Annotated in this window: 19 protein-coding genes and 1 riboswitch; of the genes, 5 read left to right on the top strand and 14 right to left on the bottom strand. The window is 38.7% G+C overall.

All coding sequences use genetic code 11. From position 1 onward, the window contains the following. Nucleotides 1-125 precede the first annotated feature (125 nt). The 5 genes from QF042_RS24740 to QF042_RS26440 form a co-directional block, all read right to left on the bottom strand. A complete protein-coding gene (locus QF042_RS24740; RefSeq protein WP_307532819.1) occupies nt 126-656 on the bottom strand; it encodes an RNA polymerase sigma factor in 531 nt (176 codons plus the stop codon). A gap of 129 nt (nt 657-785) precedes the next feature. Continuing rightward, nucleotides 786-1,802, bottom strand: coding sequence for a UDP-N-acetylmuramate dehydrogenase (gene murB, locus QF042_RS24745; protein ID WP_307532820.1), 1,017 nt, complete (start codon nt 1,800-1,802; stop codon nt 786-788). 41 nt (nt 1,803-1,843) lie between these two features. Beyond that, complete coding sequence (locus tag QF042_RS24750; RefSeq protein WP_307532821.1) at nt 1,844-2,290, bottom strand: hypothetical protein; 447 nt, start codon at nt 2,288-2,290, stop codon at nt 1,844-1,846. 76 nt (nt 2,291-2,366) lie between these two features. Continuing rightward, on the bottom strand, nt 2,367-3,041 hold the full coding sequence (locus QF042_RS24755; protein WP_307532822.1) for a hypothetical protein: 675 nt from the start codon (nt 3,039-3,041) through the stop codon (nt 2,367-2,369). A 57-nt stretch (nt 3,042-3,098) separates the two neighbouring features. Continuing rightward, nucleotides 3,099-3,542, bottom strand: a complete 444-nt coding sequence (locus QF042_RS26440; protein ID WP_373459095.1) for a sterol desaturase family protein — start codon at nt 3,540-3,542, stop codon at nt 3,099-3,101. A 167-nt stretch (nt 3,543-3,709) separates the two neighbouring features. On the opposite strand from QF042_RS26440, the gene QF042_RS24760 reads away from it, so the two are divergent. From QF042_RS24760 to QF042_RS24780, 5 genes are all read left to right on the top strand, one after another. After that, entirely contained in the window at nt 3,710-4,321 is a 612-nt protein-coding gene (locus QF042_RS24760; protein ID WP_307532823.1) for a TetR/AcrR family transcriptional regulator, read from the top strand. A gap of 88 nt (nt 4,322-4,409) precedes the next feature. Further along, the gene (locus tag QF042_RS24765; RefSeq protein WP_307532824.1) at nt 4,410-5,750 is read left to right on the top strand and encodes a TolC family protein; all 1,341 of its coding nucleotides are present in this window, start codon (nt 4,410-4,412) and stop codon (nt 5,748-5,750) included. A 2-nt stretch (nt 5,751-5,752) separates the two neighbouring features. Continuing rightward, entirely contained in the window at nt 5,753-6,820 is a 1,068-nt protein-coding gene (locus tag QF042_RS24770) for an efflux RND transporter periplasmic adaptor subunit (RefSeq protein WP_307532825.1), read from the top strand. Nucleotides 6,821-6,882: 62 nt separating this feature from the next. Further along, entirely contained in the window at nt 6,883-10,077 is a 3,195-nt protein-coding gene (locus tag QF042_RS24775) for an efflux RND transporter permease subunit (protein WP_307532826.1), read from the top strand. A gap of 449 nt (nt 10,078-10,526) precedes the next feature. After that, nucleotides 10,527-11,330, top strand: a complete 804-nt coding sequence (locus QF042_RS24780) for a hypothetical protein (protein WP_307532827.1) — start codon at nt 10,527-10,529, stop codon at nt 11,328-11,330. A gap of 962 nt (nt 11,331-12,292) precedes the next feature. Here QF042_RS24780 and QF042_RS24785 read toward each other — a convergent pair. The 9 genes from QF042_RS24785 to QF042_RS24825 all read right to left on the bottom strand — a co-directional run bounded on the left by QF042_RS24785 (nt 12,293) and on the right by QF042_RS24825 (nt 21,304). Further along, entirely contained in the window at nt 12,293-13,498 is a 1,206-nt protein-coding gene (locus QF042_RS24785) for an MFS transporter (RefSeq protein WP_307532828.1), read from the bottom strand. 120 nt (nt 13,499-13,618) lie between these two features. Then, the gene (locus QF042_RS24790; RefSeq protein ID WP_307532829.1) at nt 13,619-14,263 is read right to left on the bottom strand and encodes a TenA family protein; all 645 of its coding nucleotides are present in this window, start codon (nt 14,261-14,263) and stop codon (nt 13,619-13,621) included. Beyond that, nucleotides 14,260-15,078 (bottom strand): bifunctional hydroxymethylpyrimidine kinase/phosphomethylpyrimidine kinase, encoded by an 819-nt coding sequence (gene thiD, locus QF042_RS24795; protein ID WP_307532830.1) that lies wholly within the window; start codon nt 15,076-15,078, stop codon nt 14,260-14,262. Before thiD ends, QF042_RS24790 begins: the two co-directional genes overlap by 4 nt. A gap of 68 nt (nt 15,079-15,146) precedes the next feature. Beyond that, nucleotides 15,147-15,321, bottom strand: a riboswitch (TPP riboswitch). A 169-nt stretch (nt 15,322-15,490) separates the two neighbouring features. Then, nucleotides 15,491-17,023 carry a choice-of-anchor I family protein gene (locus QF042_RS24800; RefSeq protein WP_307532831.1) on the bottom strand — a complete coding sequence of 511 codons (1,533 nt, stop codon included), beginning with the start codon at nt 17,021-17,023 and terminating at the stop codon, nt 15,491-15,493. A 342-nt stretch (nt 17,024-17,365) separates the two neighbouring features. Beyond that, entirely contained in the window at nt 17,366-18,772 is a 1,407-nt protein-coding gene (gene lpdA / locus QF042_RS24805) for a dihydrolipoyl dehydrogenase (protein ID WP_307532832.1), read from the bottom strand. Nucleotides 18,773-18,981: 209 nt separating this feature from the next. Further along, entirely contained in the window at nt 18,982-19,338 is a 357-nt protein-coding gene (locus QF042_RS24810; RefSeq protein ID WP_307532833.1) for a VOC family protein, read from the bottom strand. A gap of 61 nt (nt 19,339-19,399) precedes the next feature. Continuing rightward, nucleotides 19,400-19,951, bottom strand: coding sequence for a Crp/Fnr family transcriptional regulator (locus tag QF042_RS24815; protein ID WP_307532834.1), 552 nt, complete (start codon nt 19,949-19,951; stop codon nt 19,400-19,402). Nucleotides 19,952-19,988: 37 nt separating this feature from the next. Next, nucleotides 19,989-20,594 (bottom strand): DUF2306 domain-containing protein, encoded by a 606-nt coding sequence (locus QF042_RS24820; protein ID WP_307532835.1) that lies wholly within the window; start codon nt 20,592-20,594, stop codon nt 19,989-19,991. A gap of 44 nt (nt 20,595-20,638) precedes the next feature. Then, complete coding sequence (locus QF042_RS24825) at nt 20,639-21,304, bottom strand: HAD family phosphatase (protein ID WP_307532836.1); 666 nt, start codon at nt 21,302-21,304, stop codon at nt 20,639-20,641. Nucleotides 21,305-21,320: the final 16 nt, after the last annotated feature.

Here is a 21,320-nt window from a genome sequence, read left to right on the forward strand (position 1 = left end):
AATATATTAAAGTAGATTTCTCGGCTACGTTACACTCCGCTCGAAATGACGGATCTCGCACAGAAAGGAACAAACAAAAAAAGGCCCAGATAAATCTGAGCCTCTAGTTTTTCGATGGATGTACCTTAAGCCACTTCTGTAGTGGCAATTTCTTTAGAATATGTTTTTAAATATTTTTTAAGGATTCCTCTTGCTACGTGGATACGCGTTTTTACTGTTCCAATCGGAATAGCTAACATATCTGCAATTTCGTGATACTTATATCCTTCGAAATAACGAATAAAAGGTACATAATACTCTTCAGGCAATTGCGAAAGGGCTTTATCAATATCACCCAGCACAAATTTACTCTCCGCCTGATTTTTAGTTGCACTATATGAAAGATTCGCAGAAGAAATATCCTCGCTCTGCGTAATTAACGTATTCGTTTTCACCAGTCGGCGATAGTTGTTAATGAAAGTATTTTTCATGATGGTAAACAACCAACCTTTTAAATTCGTTCCCTCTTTAAACTTATTGTAATAAGTGATCGCTTTCAGCATGGTATCCTGAACCAAATCATTTGCGTCTTCTGCGTCTTTAGTAAAATTTAAAGCATAAGATCTAAGCGATACCGAGTGATGATTAACCAGATGATTGAATTCAAATTTTGTCATGATATTTAGCTTTAGGTAGATAAAAAAACAAATGAATTATTGTTCATTCGCTTAAACCTAAACAAACTTAGTACCAAAATTTTCTGGCATGGTGTTAAAAGCGTACAACTACTTAAGAGTAGGCTTTCGTCACAGAATATTTACTTCTCTTTCTAAAGTGACTCCAAAAGTAGACTTTACACTGTCTATAATCTGTTCAGAAAAATGATACACTTCTGTACCAGTTGCATGTCCGTGGTTAACTAAAACCAAAGCCTGGTTTTTCCAGGTACCTGTTTGGCCAACCACCTTACCCTTCCAGCCACATTGCTCAATTAACCAGCCTGCTGCCAATTTAATTTTATCGTCAGCTGTAGGATAATGCACCACATCGGGGTGTTTTGCTACAACATCGGCAAATTCATATTTTTCGATCACTGGATTTTTAAAGAAACTACCTGCGTTACCAATGGTAGATGGGTCAGGTAATTTACTTACGCGGATATGAGATACAGCAGCAGAAACATCGGCAATATCTGGGTTTTCGATTCCTCTGTTCAGCAGCTCGGTTTCAATTGCGCCATAAGAAGTATTAATTTTTGCCTCTGCCGATAAACGGAAAGTAACAGATGTAATAACATACTGACCTTTCAATTCCCCCTTAAAAATACTTTCGCGGTAACCGAAGTGGCAATCGTTATAACTAAAGGTTTTCATTGTTCCGGTTTTGATTTCAAATGCGGTACAACTTTCGAAAACGTCTTTAAGCTCTACCCCATACGCACCGATATTCTGTATGGGCGATGCACCAACCGTGCCGGGGATCAGACTTAAATTTTCAACACCCGCAAAATGATGCCCAACACAGTAGTTTACAAAATCGTTCCACACTTCGCCTGCACCTGCTGTTACCAAAACTTTATCATCAATAACTGCAGACTGAATGCCCTTAATGCTGATTTTAACAACTAATCCATCATAATCCTGGGTAAATAATACATTACTTCCTCCGCCTATAACGAGGAGTTTTTGAGTTTTTACGATCTCCTGCTTAAACAATTTAATCAAGTCTGCTTCATCGCTTATCTCGGCGAAATAACTAGCCTTAACATCTATACCAAATGAGTTGTATGGTTTTAGCGAAATATTTTCCTGGATTTGAAGCATGCTGATTTTGTGTTATGCTGCAAAAGTAAAATAAAAAATAGTTAAGGAACGATTTTGGCAATCCCCTTATCAAAATTAAAGCTTAAAACTTCAGGCTTATCTCCCTCAATAGCTACATCAGAAAGTGTCCAGCCAATAAAAGTGGGTTTGATTTTCGCAAGATCTAAAAGGTGGTATCTTTCTTTGGTTAATTTTGCACTAATCAATCCTACGCTATCCGACTCCGCCTGACTCAGGTGCTCAATCTGACTCTCCAACGCAGCTAAAGTAACATCCAATTCGTGTCCTTTCTTTATGCTATCGGCATAAGCCTGAGGAGAGATATTGTAGAGGCTATCCAATTTTGAACCGTCGAAACTCAAATGCTGATTACTGTTTTCGTATTTAGCTTCTACAAGCGCAACAGCGCGGTCTTTATCAGTCTTTTTACCGCAGGATGTAATGACAACTAGCGATAATAGCACAAAGGCGTAGTAAATTTTTCTCATTACAGTTATAGGTTTAACAAAAAGGCACAAGCATCCTGCCAAGATTGAATAAAGCCTAAAACAGAATCGGTAGGCTCTATTTTTTTAATGGCTCATCAATCTTCTTTTTAATTGCCTTTCCTTCATCGGTCTGTTGTAACCGGCTCGAAAGTGCACCGTATAATTCTGCAAGCGAACTTAAATCAAACCTTTTAAAAAAACCTGGTACCCTGGCAAACTGCACCAAGTTACCCACTTCATTAAGTGCAATTGGCGAATCGTCATTTTGCTTAACGAAAGCCAGTAACTTCCTATCTTTAAACGCTTGCATTGCATCATTTGATTGCTGAAGATAAATCCCTCCACTAATTATCTTTGCAGATTCCAAGTTATATGGGTTTTCAATATCCAATTTAACATCTTCAAGGAAAATCTTTTTTAGATTAGCGCTACCGCCTACAAACCAAACTTTCTGCTTTATCTTCAATTTTACTTCAGCTAAAGTAATATCCCCACGTTCATCAATAAAAATAAAACCCTCACGCAAAAGCTTTCCCTCCAGATTGGAGGTAGCCGATAGTTGAAAATGATTCCCATCCATTGGCCTAACCAAAAACAGATTTGGTTTTCCAGCAACTGGTGCATCACTGACCAGATAAGCGAATTTTGCACTTTTAGGATTTTGAACTACCCCTTCTACTGTGAATTTAATGGTTTGTGCATGCAGCGAGCCTACAAAAAGTAGCGCCAGGCAAAGAATAAGTTTTCTCATCAGCTTTATATTTACAACACTAAATATAAAACTAATTAATTAGTTTAAAAATACTTTTTAATTATTTTTTATTAAACCTTTTCTCACAAACAACAATCCAAAAGCCTTACCTTTTTCTTTGCCCCTATTCTTATGATGAACCTTATGCGCTTTCCGCACTGCCTGTAAACAGGTATTGTTGCTTTTAAAAGTCTTAAACCGCCGATGCACAAACCAATCGTGTACCACGAAATAGACCATGCCGTATAAGCTAATACCTAATCCGATAAAAAATCTATAACCTAAATCATGGCGATCGATATACATTAAATACAGAGACACGACTGCAAATAAAACAGCAAACAAATCGTTCCACTCAAAAAATGATTTTGTCTTTTGGTGGTGACTTTTATGCATAAACCATAGCGGGCCATGGAATAAATACTTGTGTATAAACCACGATAAACACTCCATAGAAATGATGGCAAACAGTACAATAAAGATGTTGATAAATACGGACAAGTTTTCTAAATGATTGGTTTGTAAAGATATATAAATAGATCAGGAACCAAAATTATGTCATAAAATTGTAAGCTTAATGCGCTTTTCAACAAACCTTTCATGACAAATCATTTTTTAGCACTATTTTTGACTAAAATATTAAAAAAGTCAGAAAGTAGAAAAGTAAAATGATTGTAGCCGATAAAAAGAGAGAGCAAATTATTGATGGCGCTATAAAACGCTTTATCCATTTTGGTATTGGTAAAACCACAATGAATGATATAGCAGAAGATCTTTCCGTTTCCAAACCATCGCTTTATTATTATTTCCCGGATAAGAAGCATTTAATTATTGGAGTGATAGAAAGGGTATTTAACGACTTCTTCGAGTTGATCAAGAAGAAATACAATCCAGATCAACCTTTAGAAGACATCCTTTTTAGCACCATAGAAGTAAGGAACACTTTCTTCCAAAAATATTACATGTTAAGGATTACCGAAGGTATTCCTGATTTATTGAACGATGATGTGATAAAAGGCAAATTGCAAAACCTTAAAGCCTCAGAGAAAGAATTTTTCGCCGAAATTTTTAGTCAGGCAAAAACAAAGGGAGAAATAGAGCACGATGATACTGCCCATGTTGCAGAACTATACTTAGAAAGTTTGATGGGCCTTTGCACCATGTGTATTATGGAAACCGGAAAAGATCTTTTTCCCGATAAAAAAGCATTAAATAAAATGACACTGAAGCAAAAAAACCTCACGACCATATTTGTGAGAGGTTTAAGATGCGCAGACTAAATACAGCGGCACAATGGAACTAAAACCGCCTTGTGCCATTAAGAAGAACTTAAATAGATAAGAACCCAAAAACAAAAAACAATACATTATGCTTAGAGTAAAAATGGTAAAATTAATGCTCATACTCCTAATCGGCTCGGTTTTACCGCAGCTGGTAGTTGCTCAGCAGCAAATTACCTTAAAAGATGCGCTCACCTATGCGCTCCAAAACAACACCAAGATTCGAAACTCGAAATTGGATATTGAAGGTGGAAGATACAAGGTAGAGGAAGTTAGGGCGCAGGCCTTGCCTCAAATTACAGGAAATGTTGGTTTAACATACAACCCTATTATTGGCCAATTGGTTGCCAATTTCGGTGGACAGACACAGGCGATTAAATTAGGCCAGAACTGGAATTCAACTGCAGGCGTTCAGCTTTCACAGCAGTTATTTAACCAACAGGTTTTTACCGGCTTACAGGCTGCACGATCGAGTGAGGAATATTACAACCTTACTTCAAAATTAACAGAAGAACAGATTATCGAGCTGGTTGCCAACAATTATTATCAGGTTTTGGTAAACAGACAACAACTTAACGTAATCGATACCAATATTAAAAATGTTAAGATTGTAGAAAAAATTGTTTCAAACCAATATAAAAACGGTTTAGCAAGAAAAATCGATGTTGACCGTATCAATGTTAATTTAACCAACCTGAATACACAGCGCGAGCAAGTGATCAATGCCATTACCCAACTGGAGAATCAATTAAAATTCTCAATGGGTATGCCGGTTTCTACGCCAATCAGCTTACCTGCTACCGAGTTAACAGAGGTAACTACCTTACCTGTATTTACAGATTCTATCGATCTGGCAAACAGAACGGAGGTTAAACTTTTGGATAATCAGGATAAACTTTTATCCCTGCAAAGAAAGGCATATGTTGCTGAATATTATCCATCTCTGGCTTTAACAGGTAATTACACTTACTCTAGCCAAAGTGATGGCTTTGATTTCTTAAAATCTAATGCTGCTGCAATTGGATATGGTGCATCAGCTGTTGGCTTAACTTTAAAAGTGCCCATTTTTAATGGCTTTTTAACACGTTCAAAAATCCGCCAGGCAGATGTAGATATTAAAAAAGCAAGAGAGAGCAGAAAAGAATCGGTAAACTCATTAAACCTGGCTTACGAAAACGCGAAAATTCAATTGCGGAACAACATCAACACCATTAAATCGCAACGTAAAAATGCCGATTTAGCGCAGGAGATTTACAAAAGCACCCAAAATAATTATAACAATGGCTTAGCTTCTTTAACCGATCTGCTGGATACAGAAAATGCACTTACTGAGGCACAGAACAGTTATACACAGGCTTTATTGAATTACAAAATAGCCGAAATACAATTAATAAAATCAAACGGAAATATTAAATCGCTAGTACAATAGAAATGAAAAGAGTAATTATCATAATTATCGTAGTTGTTGTTGCCCTTGGTGCAATAGCTTATGTTTTAAGCAACAATAAAAAGAAGAACGAAGAAAAAACTGCTTTCATTGCTAAAGGTGGTGGTGCTGTTGCCGTTCGGGTTGCTCAAGTAGAGAGAAAAGCTGTGAATTTAGATTTCAGTGCAAACGGAAATTTTATTCCTAAACAAGAACTTAACTTCTTATCAGAAAATGCAGGTCGTGTTACGGCTATTTATGTTGACGAAGGTGACCGCGTAAGCAAAGGGCAGGTTTTGGCCCGTGTTGATGCCGAAATTATCAATACTGATAGAGAAACTGCTGAGGCTAACTACCAAAATGCGGTAAGAGATGAGGCCAGATACCAAAGCTCGTTCTCTACTGGTGGTGTTACACAACAACAATTAGATCAGGCTAAACTGGCTACTAAAAATGCAAAATTACGTTTACAGGCTTCGCAACGTAAACTTAGTGATGCGAACATTAAATCGCCAATTAATGGTATTGTAAACAAAAGATATATTGAAGTTGGTGCCTTTGTAAATACTCAAGGTACACAGTTATTCGAACTGGTTGATGTTTCAAAATTAAAACTGAAAGTAAACGTTAACGAATCGCAGGTAGCCAACCTTAAAGTTGGAGATCAGATCCAGATTAAATCTTCAGTTTTCCCAACTGATAATTTCTCTGGAAGGATAACTTTCATTGCTGCTAAAGCCGATGCAACCCTAAACTTCCCGATTGAAATTGAAGTAGAAAACAGCCACAAAAATACTTTAAAAGCTGGTATGTACGGAACTGCAATATTTAAGTTCCCTAAACAAGCGCCAAGCATTCTCATTCCACGTACATCGTTTGTAGGTAGTGTGAGCAGCAATCAGGTTTTTGTATTGGATAAGTCTAACAATACTTCTAAAACCCGTAATGTGGTAGCCGGTCGTATTTTAGGAGATAATGTTGAAATCCTTGATGGTTTAAAAGAAGGTGAAACTGTCATCACCAGTGGACAGATTAACTTAACTGAAGGTACTCAAGTGAGTATCGTAAAATAAGTTAGAGAGGTTTTTGGCTTTAAAACGCGATACGCCAATCGCAAAACGCAATACTAATTAAAATGAAGATAACAGACATATCTATAAAAAGGCCTTCGCTGGTTATTGTGGTGTTTACCGCACTTACCTTGCTTGGGCTGCTAAGTTACTTTTCGTTGGGTTATGAATTACTTCCAAAATTCTCAAACAACGTAGTATCTATTTCGACCATTTACCCCGGCGCATCGCCAGCTGAGGTTGAAAATACGGTAACCAAAAAAATCGAGGATGCGGTATCGTCGATGGAAAACATCAAGAAGATCAACTCCGTATCATTTGAGAGTTTATCTACAGTTACCATCACCTTAACTGATGCAGCAAACATCGATATCTCCTTAAATGATGCACAAAGAAAGGTAAACGCCATTCTTTCTGATCTGCCTGAGGATGTAAAAACGCCATCACTGAGTAAATTCTCTTTGGATGATTTACCCGTAATTACCATGTCGGCATCGGCCAATATGGATGATATTACCTTTTACGATTTAATTGATAAACGTATTGCCCCGGTAATTTCGAGGGTAAGTGGTATTGCACAGGTTAACCTGGTTGGTGGTTCAGAACGCGAAATCCAGGTTTCGTTAAATGCTGATAAACTACAAGGTTATAACCTTTCAGTTCCACAGGTACAGCAATTAATTCTGAGTTCTAATTTAGATTTCCCTACAGGAAGTGTTAAAACTCAAAACCAGGATGTATTAATCCGTTTATCGGGTAAATACAGAAGTATGGAAGAGTTGAGAAACCTGGTTTTAACCACGACTAAAGAAGGTGCACAGATCCGTTTAGGTGATGTTGCCGACGTTCAGGATTCGCAAAAAGAAACCGAAAAACTGGCACGTATTGATCGTAAAGCATCTATTGCCATCCAGATTATTAAACAAAGTGATGCGAATGCGGTAGAAGTGAGTAAGGGTGTACATGCCATTATTGCTAAACTTAAAGGTGAATACGCAGCAAATAAATTAGACATCAGAATTGTTAACGATAGTTCGATCTTTACCTTGGAATCAGCTGATGCAGTAATCCACGATTTAATCCTCGCGGTTATTTTGGTGGCTTTCGTGATGCTTTTCTTCTTGCACAGTTTACGTAACGCGTTAATTGTAATGGTATCGATTCCGGTTTCATTAATCGCTACGTTTATCGGGATCAGCTTATTCGGCTTTACCTTAAACTTAATGTCGCTATTAGGGCTATCACTCGTGGTAGGTATCCTGGTAGATGATGCGATTGTGGTACTGGAAAATATCCAGCGACACATGGAGATGGGTAAAAACAAGGTGAGGGCAGCATCTGATGCAACAAGAGAAATTGGTTTTACAGTAGTATCTATTACTTTCGTAATTGTGGTAGTGTTCTTCCCGATTGCGGTAAGTACAGGTTTGGTATCGAACATCCTGCGTCAGTTCTGTATTGTGGTAATTATAGCGACCTTACTTTCATTAGTAGCTTCATTTACCATTGTACCGCTTATCTTTTCTCGTTTCGGTAAGTTAGAACGTATTGAAGGTAAAAACATATTCGGTCGTTTTATTCTCTGGTTCGAAAAACAATTAAAGAAATTTACGCTTTGGATTACCAGCATTTTAACATGGTCGTTAAACCACAAAGCCCTTACATTAATTATTGTAGTGGTGATGTTCTTTAGCTCTTGTGGATTATTGGTAGGTGGTTTTATCGGATCAGAGTTCTTCCCTAAATCTGATAAAGGTGAGTTCCTCGTGCAGTTGGAGTTACCTAAAGATGCTTCTTTAGAGCAAACCAACTTCTTAACACAAAAAGCTGAGGCTTTCTTAGATAAACAGCCTGAAATTACACAGTTAATTACTACTGTTGGACAATCGACCGGTGATTTCGGTGGTACACAGGCTACAGCCTATAAATCGGAGATTAATGTTAAGCTTGTTGAACGCGATCAGCGTGAAGGTGTTTCTTCAGATATTTTCGCAACAAAAATGAGCCGTGCACTGGCTAAAGAATTAATTGGAGCAAAAGTAAAAACCGTTCCAATCAGTATTTTAGGTATTGCAGAAAATGCACCGATCCAGTTGGTGGTAATGGGTTCTGATTTAGATAGTGCATTGAAATATGCTGAGGGTGCGCAGAAAGTGCTTGCTTCTATCCCTGGTGCTACAGAGATTAAATTATCGGTAGAAAAAGGAACACCGGAGATTAACGTTCAGGTAGATCGTGATAAGATGTCGGCCGTTGGCCTAACTTTACAAACCGTAGGTTCTACCATGCAGACAGCTTTTGCAGGTAACACCGATGGTAAATACCGTAAAGGCGAGTACGAGTACGATATCAATATCCAGTATCAAAACTTCAACCGCCAGAACATTGACGACGTACGTAACCTGATTTTTATAAACAGCGATGGTAAACAGATTAAGTTATCACAGTTTGCAACCATTACTGAAGGTTCAGGCCCAAGTCAGTTAGAACGTTTAAATAAATCTACTTCGGTATCAGTTAAGGCCCAATCAATTGGTAGGCCAACAGGAACCGTGGTTGCTGAGTTCCAGGCGAAACTAGAAGACATGCAAAAAAACGGCAAACTTAAAGCGCCAATTGGCGTAAGTTACAGCTGGGCGGGTGATCAGGAGAACCAGAGCGAAGGCTTTGGTACTTTAGGCATCGCTTTATTGGCTTCAATCATTTTAGTTTACCTGATTATGGTTGCACTTTACGATAGTTTTATCTATCCACTAGTGGTAATGTTCTCGCTGCCTTTGGCAGTAATCGGGGCATTGTTAGCCCTGGCTTTAACCAATAACTCAATCGGTATCTTTACCATTTTAGGTTTAATTATGTTAATGGGTCTGGTAGCGAAAAACGCGATTATCCTGGTCGATTTTACCAACCACTTAAAGGCTGAAGGTAAAGAAACCAAAGAAGCGCTCGTACTGGCCAACCACGCACGTTTACGACCAATCTTAATGACCACCATCGCCATGGTATTCGGTATGCTTCCAATTGCATTAGCAAGCGGTGCAGGTGCCGAATGGAAAAACGGTTTGGCCTGGGTTATTGTAGGTGGATTAACCAGTTCATTGTTTTTAACCTTAATTGTTGTACCGGTGGTATACTTAATATTCGATAGAATGTTAGAGCGCCTTGGTTTCAATAAAAAAGGAAAAACCATTGATGAACTGATGGAAGAACCATACGATCATAAAGATGTAAATGAATACGATTTAGATCACGGACATTAATAAACATCCAGATTAACAATCAATTTAGCCCCGACCCCAAATCGGGGCTTTTTTGTGGATCATTTTGTTTTTAGCCACGGAAGCACAGAAAACAGAAAAATTATCCGCAAACAGGTACCCACCGCCATGGTTCGTGTCCCCACGAACCATTTCTTTTTGCCACGGAGAGAACGCAAAAGCATGGAAAATTATGCGCGAGGAATGTCTATCGCCATGGTTCGTGTCCTCACGAACCATTTCTTTTTTGCCACGGAGCACACAGAGACACGGAAAATTATGGCTCAGGAATGCCTCCAATCAATTTTACAAACCAAATATCCTAGCAATGGTTCGTCTCTATCCACATCCTCCTCATCTTTACCTGCTAGCACTTAGAAGTTTTCCTGCCCAGATAATTATACAATGTTGTCTTCAAACAAATTATGGCACAACGTTGTATATTAGGCATTATGTTTAAATTCATTTTTAGCCTGTTCCTTATCTGTTCCACCCTTTTGGTTAAAGCTCAACACCCTCCTGTTTTTTCGGCAATGACCACAGATTCGAGCTTTGTAAAGGTTTCTAACTTAGATATTACCCTGGTAAAATACAGTTACAAACCTAATGGCATTAAATTTTTAGTCGTACATGACAATGAAGATACTGGTGTAAAAGCAGGCTTTGATTATATCCGCTGGAGTGGCGGCGAACTCATCGACAGTCAATATGGCGGCGTAAGAGATTATTATTTCACCTATATGGATGATCAATATCGTATAGACCCTAACGCCATTTATACCGAAGTAGGTGTAAAAACAAGATTAAAAAAAGACTTTTTCAGCTCCAATGAAGTTGAAAAAGCAATCCTTAAAGCGGGCAAACAAATTGTCGATTTTTACGATCCAAAAGCCACGGGTTATTTTTTAACCCTTCATAACAATGCCGATGGTGGTTTTGGTATTTCTTCTTATTTACCAGGTTACGATTTAGCGAGTACGGCCGATTCGGTTTATATCAATTTCCAGATGGATGGAGATGATCTTGTTTACGTAACCGAGCCAAGGTTGTTCAGCAGTTTAAAAAAGGCAAATGTGAATGTAATTCTTCAATCTAAATTTGTTTCCAATGATGGTTCGCTTTCGGTTTATGCCATGCAAAATAAGATTCCTTATATTAATGTGGAGGTGCAGCATGGGCATCAGGACGAAAATTTAAGATTGATCGAGCTGGCTATCGCAGCCCTAAAAGAACATGGATTGGTGAAGAAAGAATAGGTAATTAAGCGTTTTTCACAGCTACCCTAGCTAACTTTGATATTTTATTTCCGGATAGCGCACTCCAAATGATATTAGTATTTTGAAATTAGGAAATGATTGGCCTGTAGTTCTTCGAGGTTCTCAGTCCCGCCATTCGCTGTAGCTCCGATAGAAGAATCGGAGGCTGCCGCTGCTGTCGGGTTTAAGGACAAGGGTTTGTGCACCATACAACCCCAACTGAAATACTGCTGTGGCGATCTAGCCCCGATTGAAGCGTTACCCTGCAGCAACGAGGCACGAGGAAGCAAAGTGCAAAAGCGTAAACGGGAAGAAACTTAGTGTTTTGTAGCGACCTTGCGCTTCAAAAAAATAGCTCTTTTAACTATATAAAGTATTGATGGAAATATAGGCTTATATGGCACTTACATTTCTCATATGGTTAAAACCTTTTGGTTTATCGTCAGGATTTATAAACAGCGTTTCTGCAACCCTAAAAATGAAATACTGTTGTGGCCACCTAGCCCCGGTTGAAGCGTTACCCTGCAGCAACGAGGCACGAGGCAGCGAAGCGTATTAGCGTAAAACGGGAAGGAACTCGGTGTTTTGCATAGGCATAGCGCTCCAAATAATGAATATACTTTTTTTTGGAAATGAAAGGTTTGTGTTTCATAGGAGTAGGTTAGCCCTGCTGTACCTCCTGCCAATTGAAGGAATTGGCATCCGTCCCATCAGGTTTAGAAACAAGATTTGTGCACCATGCACCGATCAAATAAAACACTGCCGTGTCCCTTTAGCCCCGGTTGAAGCGTTACCCTGCAGCAACGAGGTACGAGGAAGTGAAGCGTAAAAGCAGAAAACGGGAAGAAACTTTCTGCTGTGCACAAGCAGTGCGCTCCAAATAATGAATACATTTTTATTCAAAATAAAAGCCCTGTTATACCCCCCAGTTAATCAATGCAAATCGTTAAACCGATCACAGTCTAGTTTATCGCTTTTATTTTTGTAATCAGGAAAGTAATCAGTAAACCAAAAACAGCAATCATCCCGAAAGAATAACGCAGGCTGGATAGTTGCGAAACATAGCCTATTAACGGCGGGCCAAATAAAAACGCAAAATAACCGATACTCGAAACCATGGTTATGGCTTTACCAGCAGGTACTTTTTTATTGTTACCAGCTATACTATATACCATAGGTACTATACTTGAAACACCCAGGCCGATCAGCATAAAGCCAAAAATAGCGACAATTACGTTTGGAAATATTACGGAAAGTGCCATGCCTATCGATATAATGGCGCCACTAATTTGCAGGAGATTTTTCCGCCCGAATTTACCGATTAAAAATACCCCTAAAAATCTTCCGCTGGCCATCATAAACATAAACGATGCATAACCAATAATCGCCTTATTATGAGGCAATTTCACAACATCTTCAAAATAAATAGCGCTCCAATCGAACATGGTGCCTTCGGTGGCCATACTACAAAAGGCGATAGCGCCCAGCAACACTAAAATACCTTGCGGCATGGTAAAAAACTTTGTTTTCTCTGCCACTGCATCTGGTTTATTATAGTTCAGCAACTTTTTCCCGTTAAGCGCAACATTGCTTAGGGATAATAGTGCAATAATCCAAAAATGGCTATACATGCTTAATTTTAGGTTAACCAGTCCCAGGGCAATTAAAGCCCCGGTTAAATTACCAATACTCCAGGCCCCATGGAAAGAACTCATAATCGGTTTACCGTAATAATTTTCACCTGCAACACCTTGTGTATTTAAGGCAATGTTACAAAGGTTCCCGGTTATACCAAACAGCATCAAAAAAGCTGCCAACTGCCAACCCGTGGTGGCTAATGCTAAAAAAGTTAATGCAATTGCATAAAGTGGCGCAGTTGCCCTTAACATTTTCTTACTACCAAAATGAGTAGTGAGTTTTGCCGAAAAAAACATCGTAATAATCTGTCCTGCAGGCAATGCAAAAAGAATAGAGCCCAATTCTGCATCGTTCAAACCCATCGAAGCCTTAAAAGTTGGGATTCTACTGGCCCAACTGGCAAAACAAACGCCTTGCATAAAGTAAAAGGCCGATATTGCGAAACGTACTTGTTTTGGAGTGCTTTGTGCTAATACAGGTTTATCTTCTTGTTTACTTAAAATTTCCTGTTCTTGCGTGCTCTCTTCCAAAGTGATGTCTTAAATTATAGATTGAACTACAAAGTTCTTTAAATCTATTGTAATATACCGACAAGTTTTTAACATTTTATCAAAATATTTGCTGTGCATCGGGTTAAAATATTAGATTTTTCATTTTTCCAATTCATAAGCGCTATCCCAGAACATCCATTCTAAACGGGTTGCCATATCAAAAGCAGCCAGCATTTTTTGTTGAGTTGCGGCATTTGCCTGCGCGGCCAGTTGATCTGTAATATCAATTGCTTTTTCTACTGCAGCCTCAAATTCGACGCCCGCATACATATCGATCCACCGCTTATAAGGATTCTGGTCGCCATTCTGCTGAGCAAAAATATGATCGCCAACTGCCTTATAAATCCAAAAACAGGGCAGAACAGCTGCTGCTGCTATTTCTACATTGGCATACGCGGCCTGACTGAGGATATAATTGGTATACAAAAGTGTGGATGGAGTGGGCTGTACTTCGTTAGCTATACCATATTCTACAAAATAACTTTCGTGCAAACTACGCTCGGCAAAAATTGCACCTGTAGAAAACCCGGCAAAAGCCATTACCAAATCTGCATCTTGCATACGGCCACTAATCGTGCTTAAGGTTCTGCCAAACTCCAAAAGGTAATACGCATCTTGTGCCAAATAAAAGATAAACTTTTCTGGAGGTAAGGTGCCGTTACTTAATTCGGTATTGAAGGGCATTGCTATAATTTTGGCATAAATGGGCTTTATGCGTTCCCACGCCTGTTCGCTCCATTTCATTGGATAATTAATTTTAAAGGTTCGAAAAAGTGATTTAATGGCCCGTTGCCCCTACCTGTTTTCACTTCGCTACCAGCTTGTAGGGCCTTACTGATGTAATTCTTTGCATTTTTAATGGCTGCCAACAGATCATTTCCCTTAGCCATTTCTGCAGCAATGGCCGAAGAAAGCGTGCAACCTGTTCCATGTAGATTTTTAGAAGCAATAAAGACACTTTCTAATACCACAGGCATATTGTTTCCAGAAATAAAAACATCGTAAATAATTGGGCCGATTAAATGCCCTCCTTTTATTAAAACGGCTTTTGCTCCTTTTTTAATAATTTTTCTACCCGCAGTAATCATATCATCGAGGTTATGGATCTCCAGCCCCGAAAGGATTATGGCCTCATCGATATTTGGAGTAACCAGTGTTACCAGTGGGAATAATTTTTCAACCAATTGGGTAACCGTATCAGCTTTAATCAACCGATCGCCACTGGTGGCGACCATAACCGGATCTAAAATAACAGGAACGTATTGATTATAGCTTTTTAATTCCGTTTCGATTACCTGCACCACTTCGGCACGGTTGATCATTCCGATTTTCATAGCAACAGGCACTATGTCTTCTAATACGGCCTGTAACTGATCTTTGATGATTTCGGCCGGAATACCATGTACTGACCGCACCCCCATTGTATTTTGGGCTGTTACTGCCGTAATTACTGAGGTACCAAAGCAACCCAAAGCAGAAAAGGTTTTTAGATCGGCCTGAATGCCTGCACCACCCCCACTATCGGAGCCCGCTATTGTTAATACATTAATATAATTCATTGCTAAAAGACTTCATTTTGTTATACAACTTCAGGAGTCTTCAAATGCAGCAAGCATTTGTACGCAATTTTTGCAGACAAACTAATTTCCTACGCCGGCATTACCCGGATCAGGTTCATTTATATGGCTTAGGGTGTAAGGTTTAGGGCATAGGGTTTTTTACCTTCCGCCTTCTACCTTTTTGCCTTTCACCTATAAAATGGGTATGTTCTCAGCCATTTGAAGGCACCCCTAAAGTTTTATTTTGTGCTGCAATATAGGGCTTTTTTATTCTTTGTTAATATAAAGGAATTACATAAGAAGAGTTGTCAACTTAATAGCAAAAAGCCAATTAAAGTTGACAACTCAAAAAACAAAAACCCCGATATAAAATCGGGGCTAAAACATAATAATTAATAAAGGGATAGAGAGACTATATTTTATCGGGCTGATAGAACCGAACGGTACCATCTGCTTCGTTTGACACAATTAATAAACTTCTTCCATTCGGACTATCTTTTGGCTTAACAAACAACACACCTTCTGGGGCATCGCCTGTTGAGAATAGTTGAACAAATTTGGGTGCAGCTGGTGTAGATACATCATAAACAGCAATCATATCTACGCGTTCCATTCCAATAAAGGCTAAGGTTTGTCCGTTAACCTGCGCAACGGTAACACCTTCTACTTCTACGCCTTTATTATCCGAACGATCGTCGTCATATTTACCAGCATCGATTACCCTTTGCTCTAAATCTTTACCAATATTGGCCACCAAGGCACCTGTGTTGGCATTGATGATGCTTAAACATCTTCCGCCTGTTGCATATAGTTCATCATAATCGCCGTCGCCATCTATATCGCCAAAGGCTCTGCTTACGGTTAACCTTCCAAGGTTTTCGTCTAATTTGAGTGTCGCTGCATTTGGAAATTTAGCAGCATCAAGTGTTAAGCTTTTTACGCGAACTTCTTCATCATAACCTTTCCAGGCTCTGGTATCCCCCTCATTAGCCAGGGCCAAATAAGCATTACCGCCTGTGGTGAAATATGAAATGGCATCTGGCAGATAGAAAGCCTTAATTGGCCAGGTACCTAGAACTTTTTTATTGTCTTTATCACTTACGTCAAAAGCATTATCTGGTTGACTGATGTCTCTGGTGCCTAACGGATTAATTTTAGTAATCGTTCCAGCAAGAATATCTACTTCAGCAACCCCATTATTTTCTTGTAAGGTAACGTAGGCTTTTTTAGAATCAGCACTTACTGCAATATATTCAGGTTCGATATCCTGTGCAAAACTTGCATTTAAGCCATAAATCCTGAAACCACCTGCAAGCAATGTTGCTTTTTGCGATTCGAAAGCAGAAAAATTTAATGTTTTAACCGAGTAGTTATCTTTTATGTTGACGATTGAAACGCTTCCTTTTGGATCGACAGTGTAAGCATCATTTGGTTCGCCTTCATTTGCTGATAAAATATAGTTTCCATCAGGGCTAAAAGTCACCATATCGGGCATAGCACCAACGGTGATTTTTTTAACTTCTTCTAAAGTTGATGTTTTTAATACCACTACATCGCCATTTCCCTGCGGATCTGCACCATTTAAGGCGATTGCCAATAAACCATTATTAACTGCCACACTGTTAATCCCCGCGTTACTTGCAAAGATTAAAGTCTGCAATTTTGTAACTGTTGGATATTTGCTCATATCAACAATGTCAACTTTGGCACCTCCATCATTGCTTACTACAAACAATCTCTTTGTTAAGGGATCGTAAGCAGAAATTTCTGAAGCAAATTCTCCACCCAAATCAATAGAAGCGGTTTCTTTAAAGCTGTCGATTTTTTCAGGAACGATAGCTTCGACCGGAGGGTCTACAATCGGATCATCAGTTGGATCTTTTTTGCAGGCAGTAAATGCCAATGAAACAATAAGGATTGCACCAAATAGTTTTTTACAGTTCATGGTTTTTTTTAATATCTGAATTGCAAAAATAGCCGCACACAACGCTAGTTTTTAGGCGTTGTTTGTTATCATTTTATTAAGAAAAGATAAAGACGAAAGCAAAAAGAGTAAAGGAGAAAGAGTAAAGCGAAACCCATCGCCATCTCGACTGGAACGCAGTGGAATGGAGAGATCTATCTAGACAGATTTTGCTTCGCAGAGCCTTCGGGTTCTCGACTTCGCTGCACTCCACTCGAAATGACGGTAGAAGCGCTAAAACAAAAAATCCCGGTACAAATACCGGGATTGCTAATCATTTAAAAACAGATACTGAAACAAGTTCAGTATGACGATTGTACTATATTAAATATGTATTGCCCTGTTATCGGTTGCAGCAAGTGCAGCTTCTTTTAAGGCTTCGGTATAAGTTGGATGCGCATGGCAGGTACGTGCAATATCTTCTGCAGAAGCACGGAATTCCATTGCAATAACGGCTTCTGCAATCATATCTGCAGCACGTGGGCCAATCATGTGTACACCTAAAACTTCATCAGTAGCAGCATCAGCCAAAACTTTAATAAAACCATCGGTATCCATACTCGCTTTTGCACGTCCGCTGGCTTTGAAAGGGAATGAACCTGTTTTATATTTAACACCTTTTTCCTTTAACTGCTCTTCGGTTAAACCTACAGAAGCAACCTCTGGCCAGGTATAAACCACGCCAGGGATTAAGTTATAATTGATATGCGGTTTCTGACCTGCAATGGTTTCGGCAACATAAGTACCTTCATCTTCTGCTTTGTGCGCTAACATGGCACCGGTAATTACATCACCAATAGCATAAACACCTTTAACCGAAGTTTCTAAATGCTCATTAACCGGGATTTTTTTGCCTCGTTCTTCAACCGTGATCCCGATTTTATCTAAACCTAAACCTTCGCTATAAGCCGTACGACCAACCGCAACGATACAATAATCGGCTTCTAAAGAAATGGATTCGCCTTTAGGGGTATCAGCTGTAACGGTTACCGTTTTACCTTTAGTGGTAGCACCGGTAACTTTATGGCCCATGTAAAACTCCATGCCTAAAGTTTTCTTTAACACACGCTGAAGTTCTTTACCCAAACCAGCATCCATAGTGCCAATAATAGATGGTAAAAACTCAACAACAGATACTTTTGTACCTAAGCGGGCGTATACCGAACCTAACTCCAGACCAATTACACCACCACCGATTACCACCATCGTTTTTGGTACTTCTTTAATATTTAAAGCCTCGGTTGAGGTAATAATGCGTTTTTTATCGATTGGTAAAAATGGTAACGCTGTAGGTTTAGAACCTGTAGCAATGATTACGTTTTTAGCGGATAACGTTTCTGTAGAGCCGTCGGCTTTAGTTACCAGAATGGTATTTTTATCTACAAAAGAGCCAACGCCTTCGAAAGAATCGATTTTATTTTTCTTGAACAAATAAGTGATACCTGCTGTATTTTGGGCAACAACATCATCTTTACGGGCGATCATTTGTTTCATATCAACCTTTAAATCTTTTAAGTTGATACCATGGGTAGTAAAGGTGTGAGCAGCGTTGTGAAAATGCTCTGAAGAATCTAATAAAGCCTTAGATGGAATACAACCTACATTTAAGCAAGTACCTCCAAAAGTTTTATATTTTTCGACAACTGCAGTTTTTAAACCTAACTGAGCACAACGGATTGCGCCTACATAACCGCCCGGCCCTGAACCGATAACAACGACATCGTATTGCATAATTTTATGAGAATTTTGATTAGCCAAATGTAGGGAAAAAAGGCGGAAAGCTGAAAGTAGATTAGGGAATAGTCATTGGTAATTAATTCATAGTATATGGTTTGATGGTCAATAGAATAGTTAATCGTTATGCAAAAGTCTATGGGTTGATAAACTTGCGAAAACATTTTACTTTAAGACTATAAAAAATAAACGATTAATCGATCAACTTATACGCCCTGCCCGAAAGTGAGTAAATTATTATCAGGATCGAGCATTGCAAATTCCTTTTGTCCCCATGGCTTGGTTTGCAAGCTCCCATTCGGATGAATGCTTTGTTTAGTTTCGAGCATGGATTTGTACAGCCCTTCTATATCATCTGTACGGATATAAACCTGCCCATAGTTTTCTTTCGGATCAAGGGTTTCAAATAGAAAAAAGTGAATCTGAACACGGTCTTTTTGTACCATGAGGTAATCCTTAAAATCAGTGCTTCCAATGTCTTTAAAACCTAATTTATTTACATAAAAATCTCTGGTGATTGCCTTATCACGCATAGGAAGTTTTGGGTTAATGTCTGTTAGCATATTTTTTATTTCAAAAATCGGTATTTTTCCGAAAAGCTGCACTTGATCGAGATCAGGAAATTCATTTATTCGCCCTTACCCTGCTTAATGTTTCAGGGGCGATCTTAAGATATGAAGCAATCATTTTAACTGGAAAAACCTGTACAATGAGCGGCTTGGCAGTTTTGATGTAATTATATTTTTGGATGGGATTTAACGAATGATCAAACAGGTATGTCCTGTTATTGGGCTGGTCAAAAATTCTACCCAAACTCAAAAAAGACTGTGATTTGGCGATTAAGTTATGCACATTGTTTAAGCTAAGTTCCAGCACTTCAGATTGTTCAAATGCCTTGATCGTTGTACCTGAAGGCTTTTGCTCAATCAGGCTTGGGTGATTGTACATCCACTCTTTTGGTAAATGCAGATCGATAATTGTTTCTGTGATATTGTTAGACTGAAATTGAAAAAAAGATCCCGATAAAATGAAATAAACGGATTGACAGATTTCGCCAAGATGCAAGAGCACATCGTTTTTAGGGAACGACCTTCGGACAGTATATTCTTCAAAAAGAAGCAAATCTCGAGACGAAAATGTCCCGACACTAGCTAAAATTTCCTGGGCTGACATCATAACTAAATTATTTCAGAGGATGGAGCATCAAAACAACTTATTGATTAGCGGTTTTTCTGGTGATTAAATAGGCAACAATCAAATTCGGAATCCAGCATAACCAGGCCACAATCAGGTAGGCTTTTGAAAAATCACCATAAACCATTGTCAAAACTGGCAGCCAAATCCTTAATGTTACAGCAGCAAAACAAGCCGCATAACTATAAACCATCATTTTTTGATGTTTTTCAATTTCTCCGCGTTTAATGTATAAATAAGCTTTTAAAGTAGTGTAAAACCAAATGATGCCTAAGCAAATAAATCCAGCGGAAGAAACCCATCCTCCTGTTGCAAAAAAGCCAATATAAATACCCGCTAATGCGCTAAGCAGTACAGCCACCACATAAACTTTACCGAGTTTTCGGTGAAGTGCCATGCGCCTATTTCTCATTTTCTGACTAAATTGCGTCCAACCGATAAATAAAGCGATTCCTCCAAAAATGATATGCATATAAAAACCAATGTTCCAGAAAGTATTGGTCAACAACTCAACCGACTTTGAATTTAACAATCCAAATTTCCTATCCATCAAAAAGTAAATCATTGGGTAGAGCCCAATCAGCAATGCGAAGGTTGCAAATAAAATCCATAATCCTTTTACCATACAAAGTTCTATTGCTTTATACTAAGCTAGTTAATTTTCAAGAACTAAATCAATTCCTTTTGTATCATAAATTCTTTGGCATTGGCAAAGCTGAGGAACAATTCGTCGGCTATTTTTAGTTTTTGATGCGCGCGGACATTGCTTTGAATGGCATAACAAGTAATGCCTGCAGCCATGGCCGATTTAACACCATTTAAGGTGTCTTCAAAAACGATGCATTCTTCTTTTGCTATACCCAAGCGCTCTACACAGAGATTATAACTTTCGGGATCGGGTTTTGATTTGCTTACATCTGTTCTGGTAATAAATAAACTGAAATATTTAGCCAAACCGTTCCGCTCAAAAACGGCTTCAACATCAATTTTAGGACTAGCGGTGACCACAGCCAGTGTAAGTCCTTTTTTATAAGCATACTCGATAAATTCCAATGCAAAGGGCATTAACTGAATATCCGTTGTTCTAAAACCATCGAAAGTAATCTTTTCTCTTCTGTTGATGAAGCCTTCTAAGTCTTCTTCGATTTTATACCTGTCTACTATGGTCTTTGCATTCTTAGGTAAGGGGATTCCGGCGTAATTCGTTAACCAGTCCTTAAAATCCAGCGCAACTTCGTATTCACACAAAAACTTATTCCAACAATCGAAATGAAACTTTTCAGAATCAATTAATGTACCATCTAAATCAAACAGTATTGCTTTTATTTTACTCATTATAAATTTTTAACAG

The organism is Pedobacter sp. W3I1 (assembly GCF_030816015.1).
In the GTDB taxonomy this organism is placed as follows: domain Bacteria; phylum Bacteroidota; class Bacteroidia; order Sphingobacteriales; family Sphingobacteriaceae; genus Pedobacter.

Bases quoted from the DNA above. Each gene is read 5' to 3' on its own strand.
- lpdA (WP_307532832.1), bottom strand. From the start codon at position 18,772: ATGCAATACGATGTCGTTGTTATCGGTTCAGGGCCGGGCGGTTATGTA.
- QF042_RS24810 (WP_307532833.1), bottom strand. From the start codon at position 19,338: ATGCTAACAGACATTAACCCAAAACTTCCTATGCGTGATAAGGCAATC.
- QF042_RS24750 (WP_307532821.1), bottom strand. From the start codon at position 2,290: ATGAGAAAAATTTACTACGCCTTTGTGCTATTATCGCTAGTTGTCATT.
- QF042_RS24765 (WP_307532824.1), top strand. From the start codon at position 4,410: ATGCTTAGAGTAAAAATGGTAAAATTAATGCTCATACTCCTAATCGGC.
- QF042_RS24775 (WP_307532826.1), top strand. From the start codon at position 6,883: ATGAAGATAACAGACATATCTATAAAAAGGCCTTCGCTGGTTATTGTG.
- QF042_RS24825 (WP_307532836.1), bottom strand. From the start codon at position 21,304: ATGAGTAAAATAAAAGCAATACTGTTTGATTTAGATGGTACATTAATT.
- murB (WP_307532820.1), bottom strand. From the start codon at position 1,802: ATGCTTCAAATCCAGGAAAATATTTCGCTAAAACCATACAACTCATTT.
- QF042_RS24820 (WP_307532835.1), bottom strand. From the start codon at position 20,594: ATGGTAAAAGGATTATGGATTTTATTTGCAACCTTCGCATTGCTGATT.
- QF042_RS24755 (WP_307532822.1), bottom strand. From the start codon at position 3,041: ATGAGAAAACTTATTCTTTGCCTGGCGCTACTTTTTGTAGGCTCGCTG.
- thiD (WP_307532830.1), bottom strand. From the start codon at position 15,078: ATGAATTATATTAATGTATTAACAATAGCGGGCTCCGATAGTGGGGGT.
- QF042_RS24760 (WP_307532823.1), top strand. From the start codon at position 3,710: ATGATTGTAGCCGATAAAAAGAGAGAGCAAATTATTGATGGCGCTATA.
- QF042_RS24790 (WP_307532829.1), bottom strand. From the start codon at position 14,263: ATGAAATGGAGCGAACAGGCGTGGGAACGCATAAAGCCCATTTATGCC.
- QF042_RS24740 (WP_307532819.1), bottom strand. From the start codon at position 656: ATGACAAAATTTGAATTCAATCATCTGGTTAATCATCACTCGGTATCG.
- QF042_RS24800 (WP_307532831.1), bottom strand. From the start codon at position 17,023: ATGAACTGTAAAAAACTATTTGGTGCAATCCTTATTGTTTCATTGGCA.
- QF042_RS24815 (WP_307532834.1), bottom strand. From the start codon at position 19,951: ATGATGTCAGCCCAGGAAATTTTAGCTAGTGTCGGGACATTTTCGTCT.
- QF042_RS24780 (WP_307532827.1), top strand. From the start codon at position 10,527: ATGTTTAAATTCATTTTTAGCCTGTTCCTTATCTGTTCCACCCTTTTG.
- QF042_RS24770 (WP_307532825.1), top strand. From the start codon at position 5,753: ATGAAAAGAGTAATTATCATAATTATCGTAGTTGTTGTTGCCCTTGGT.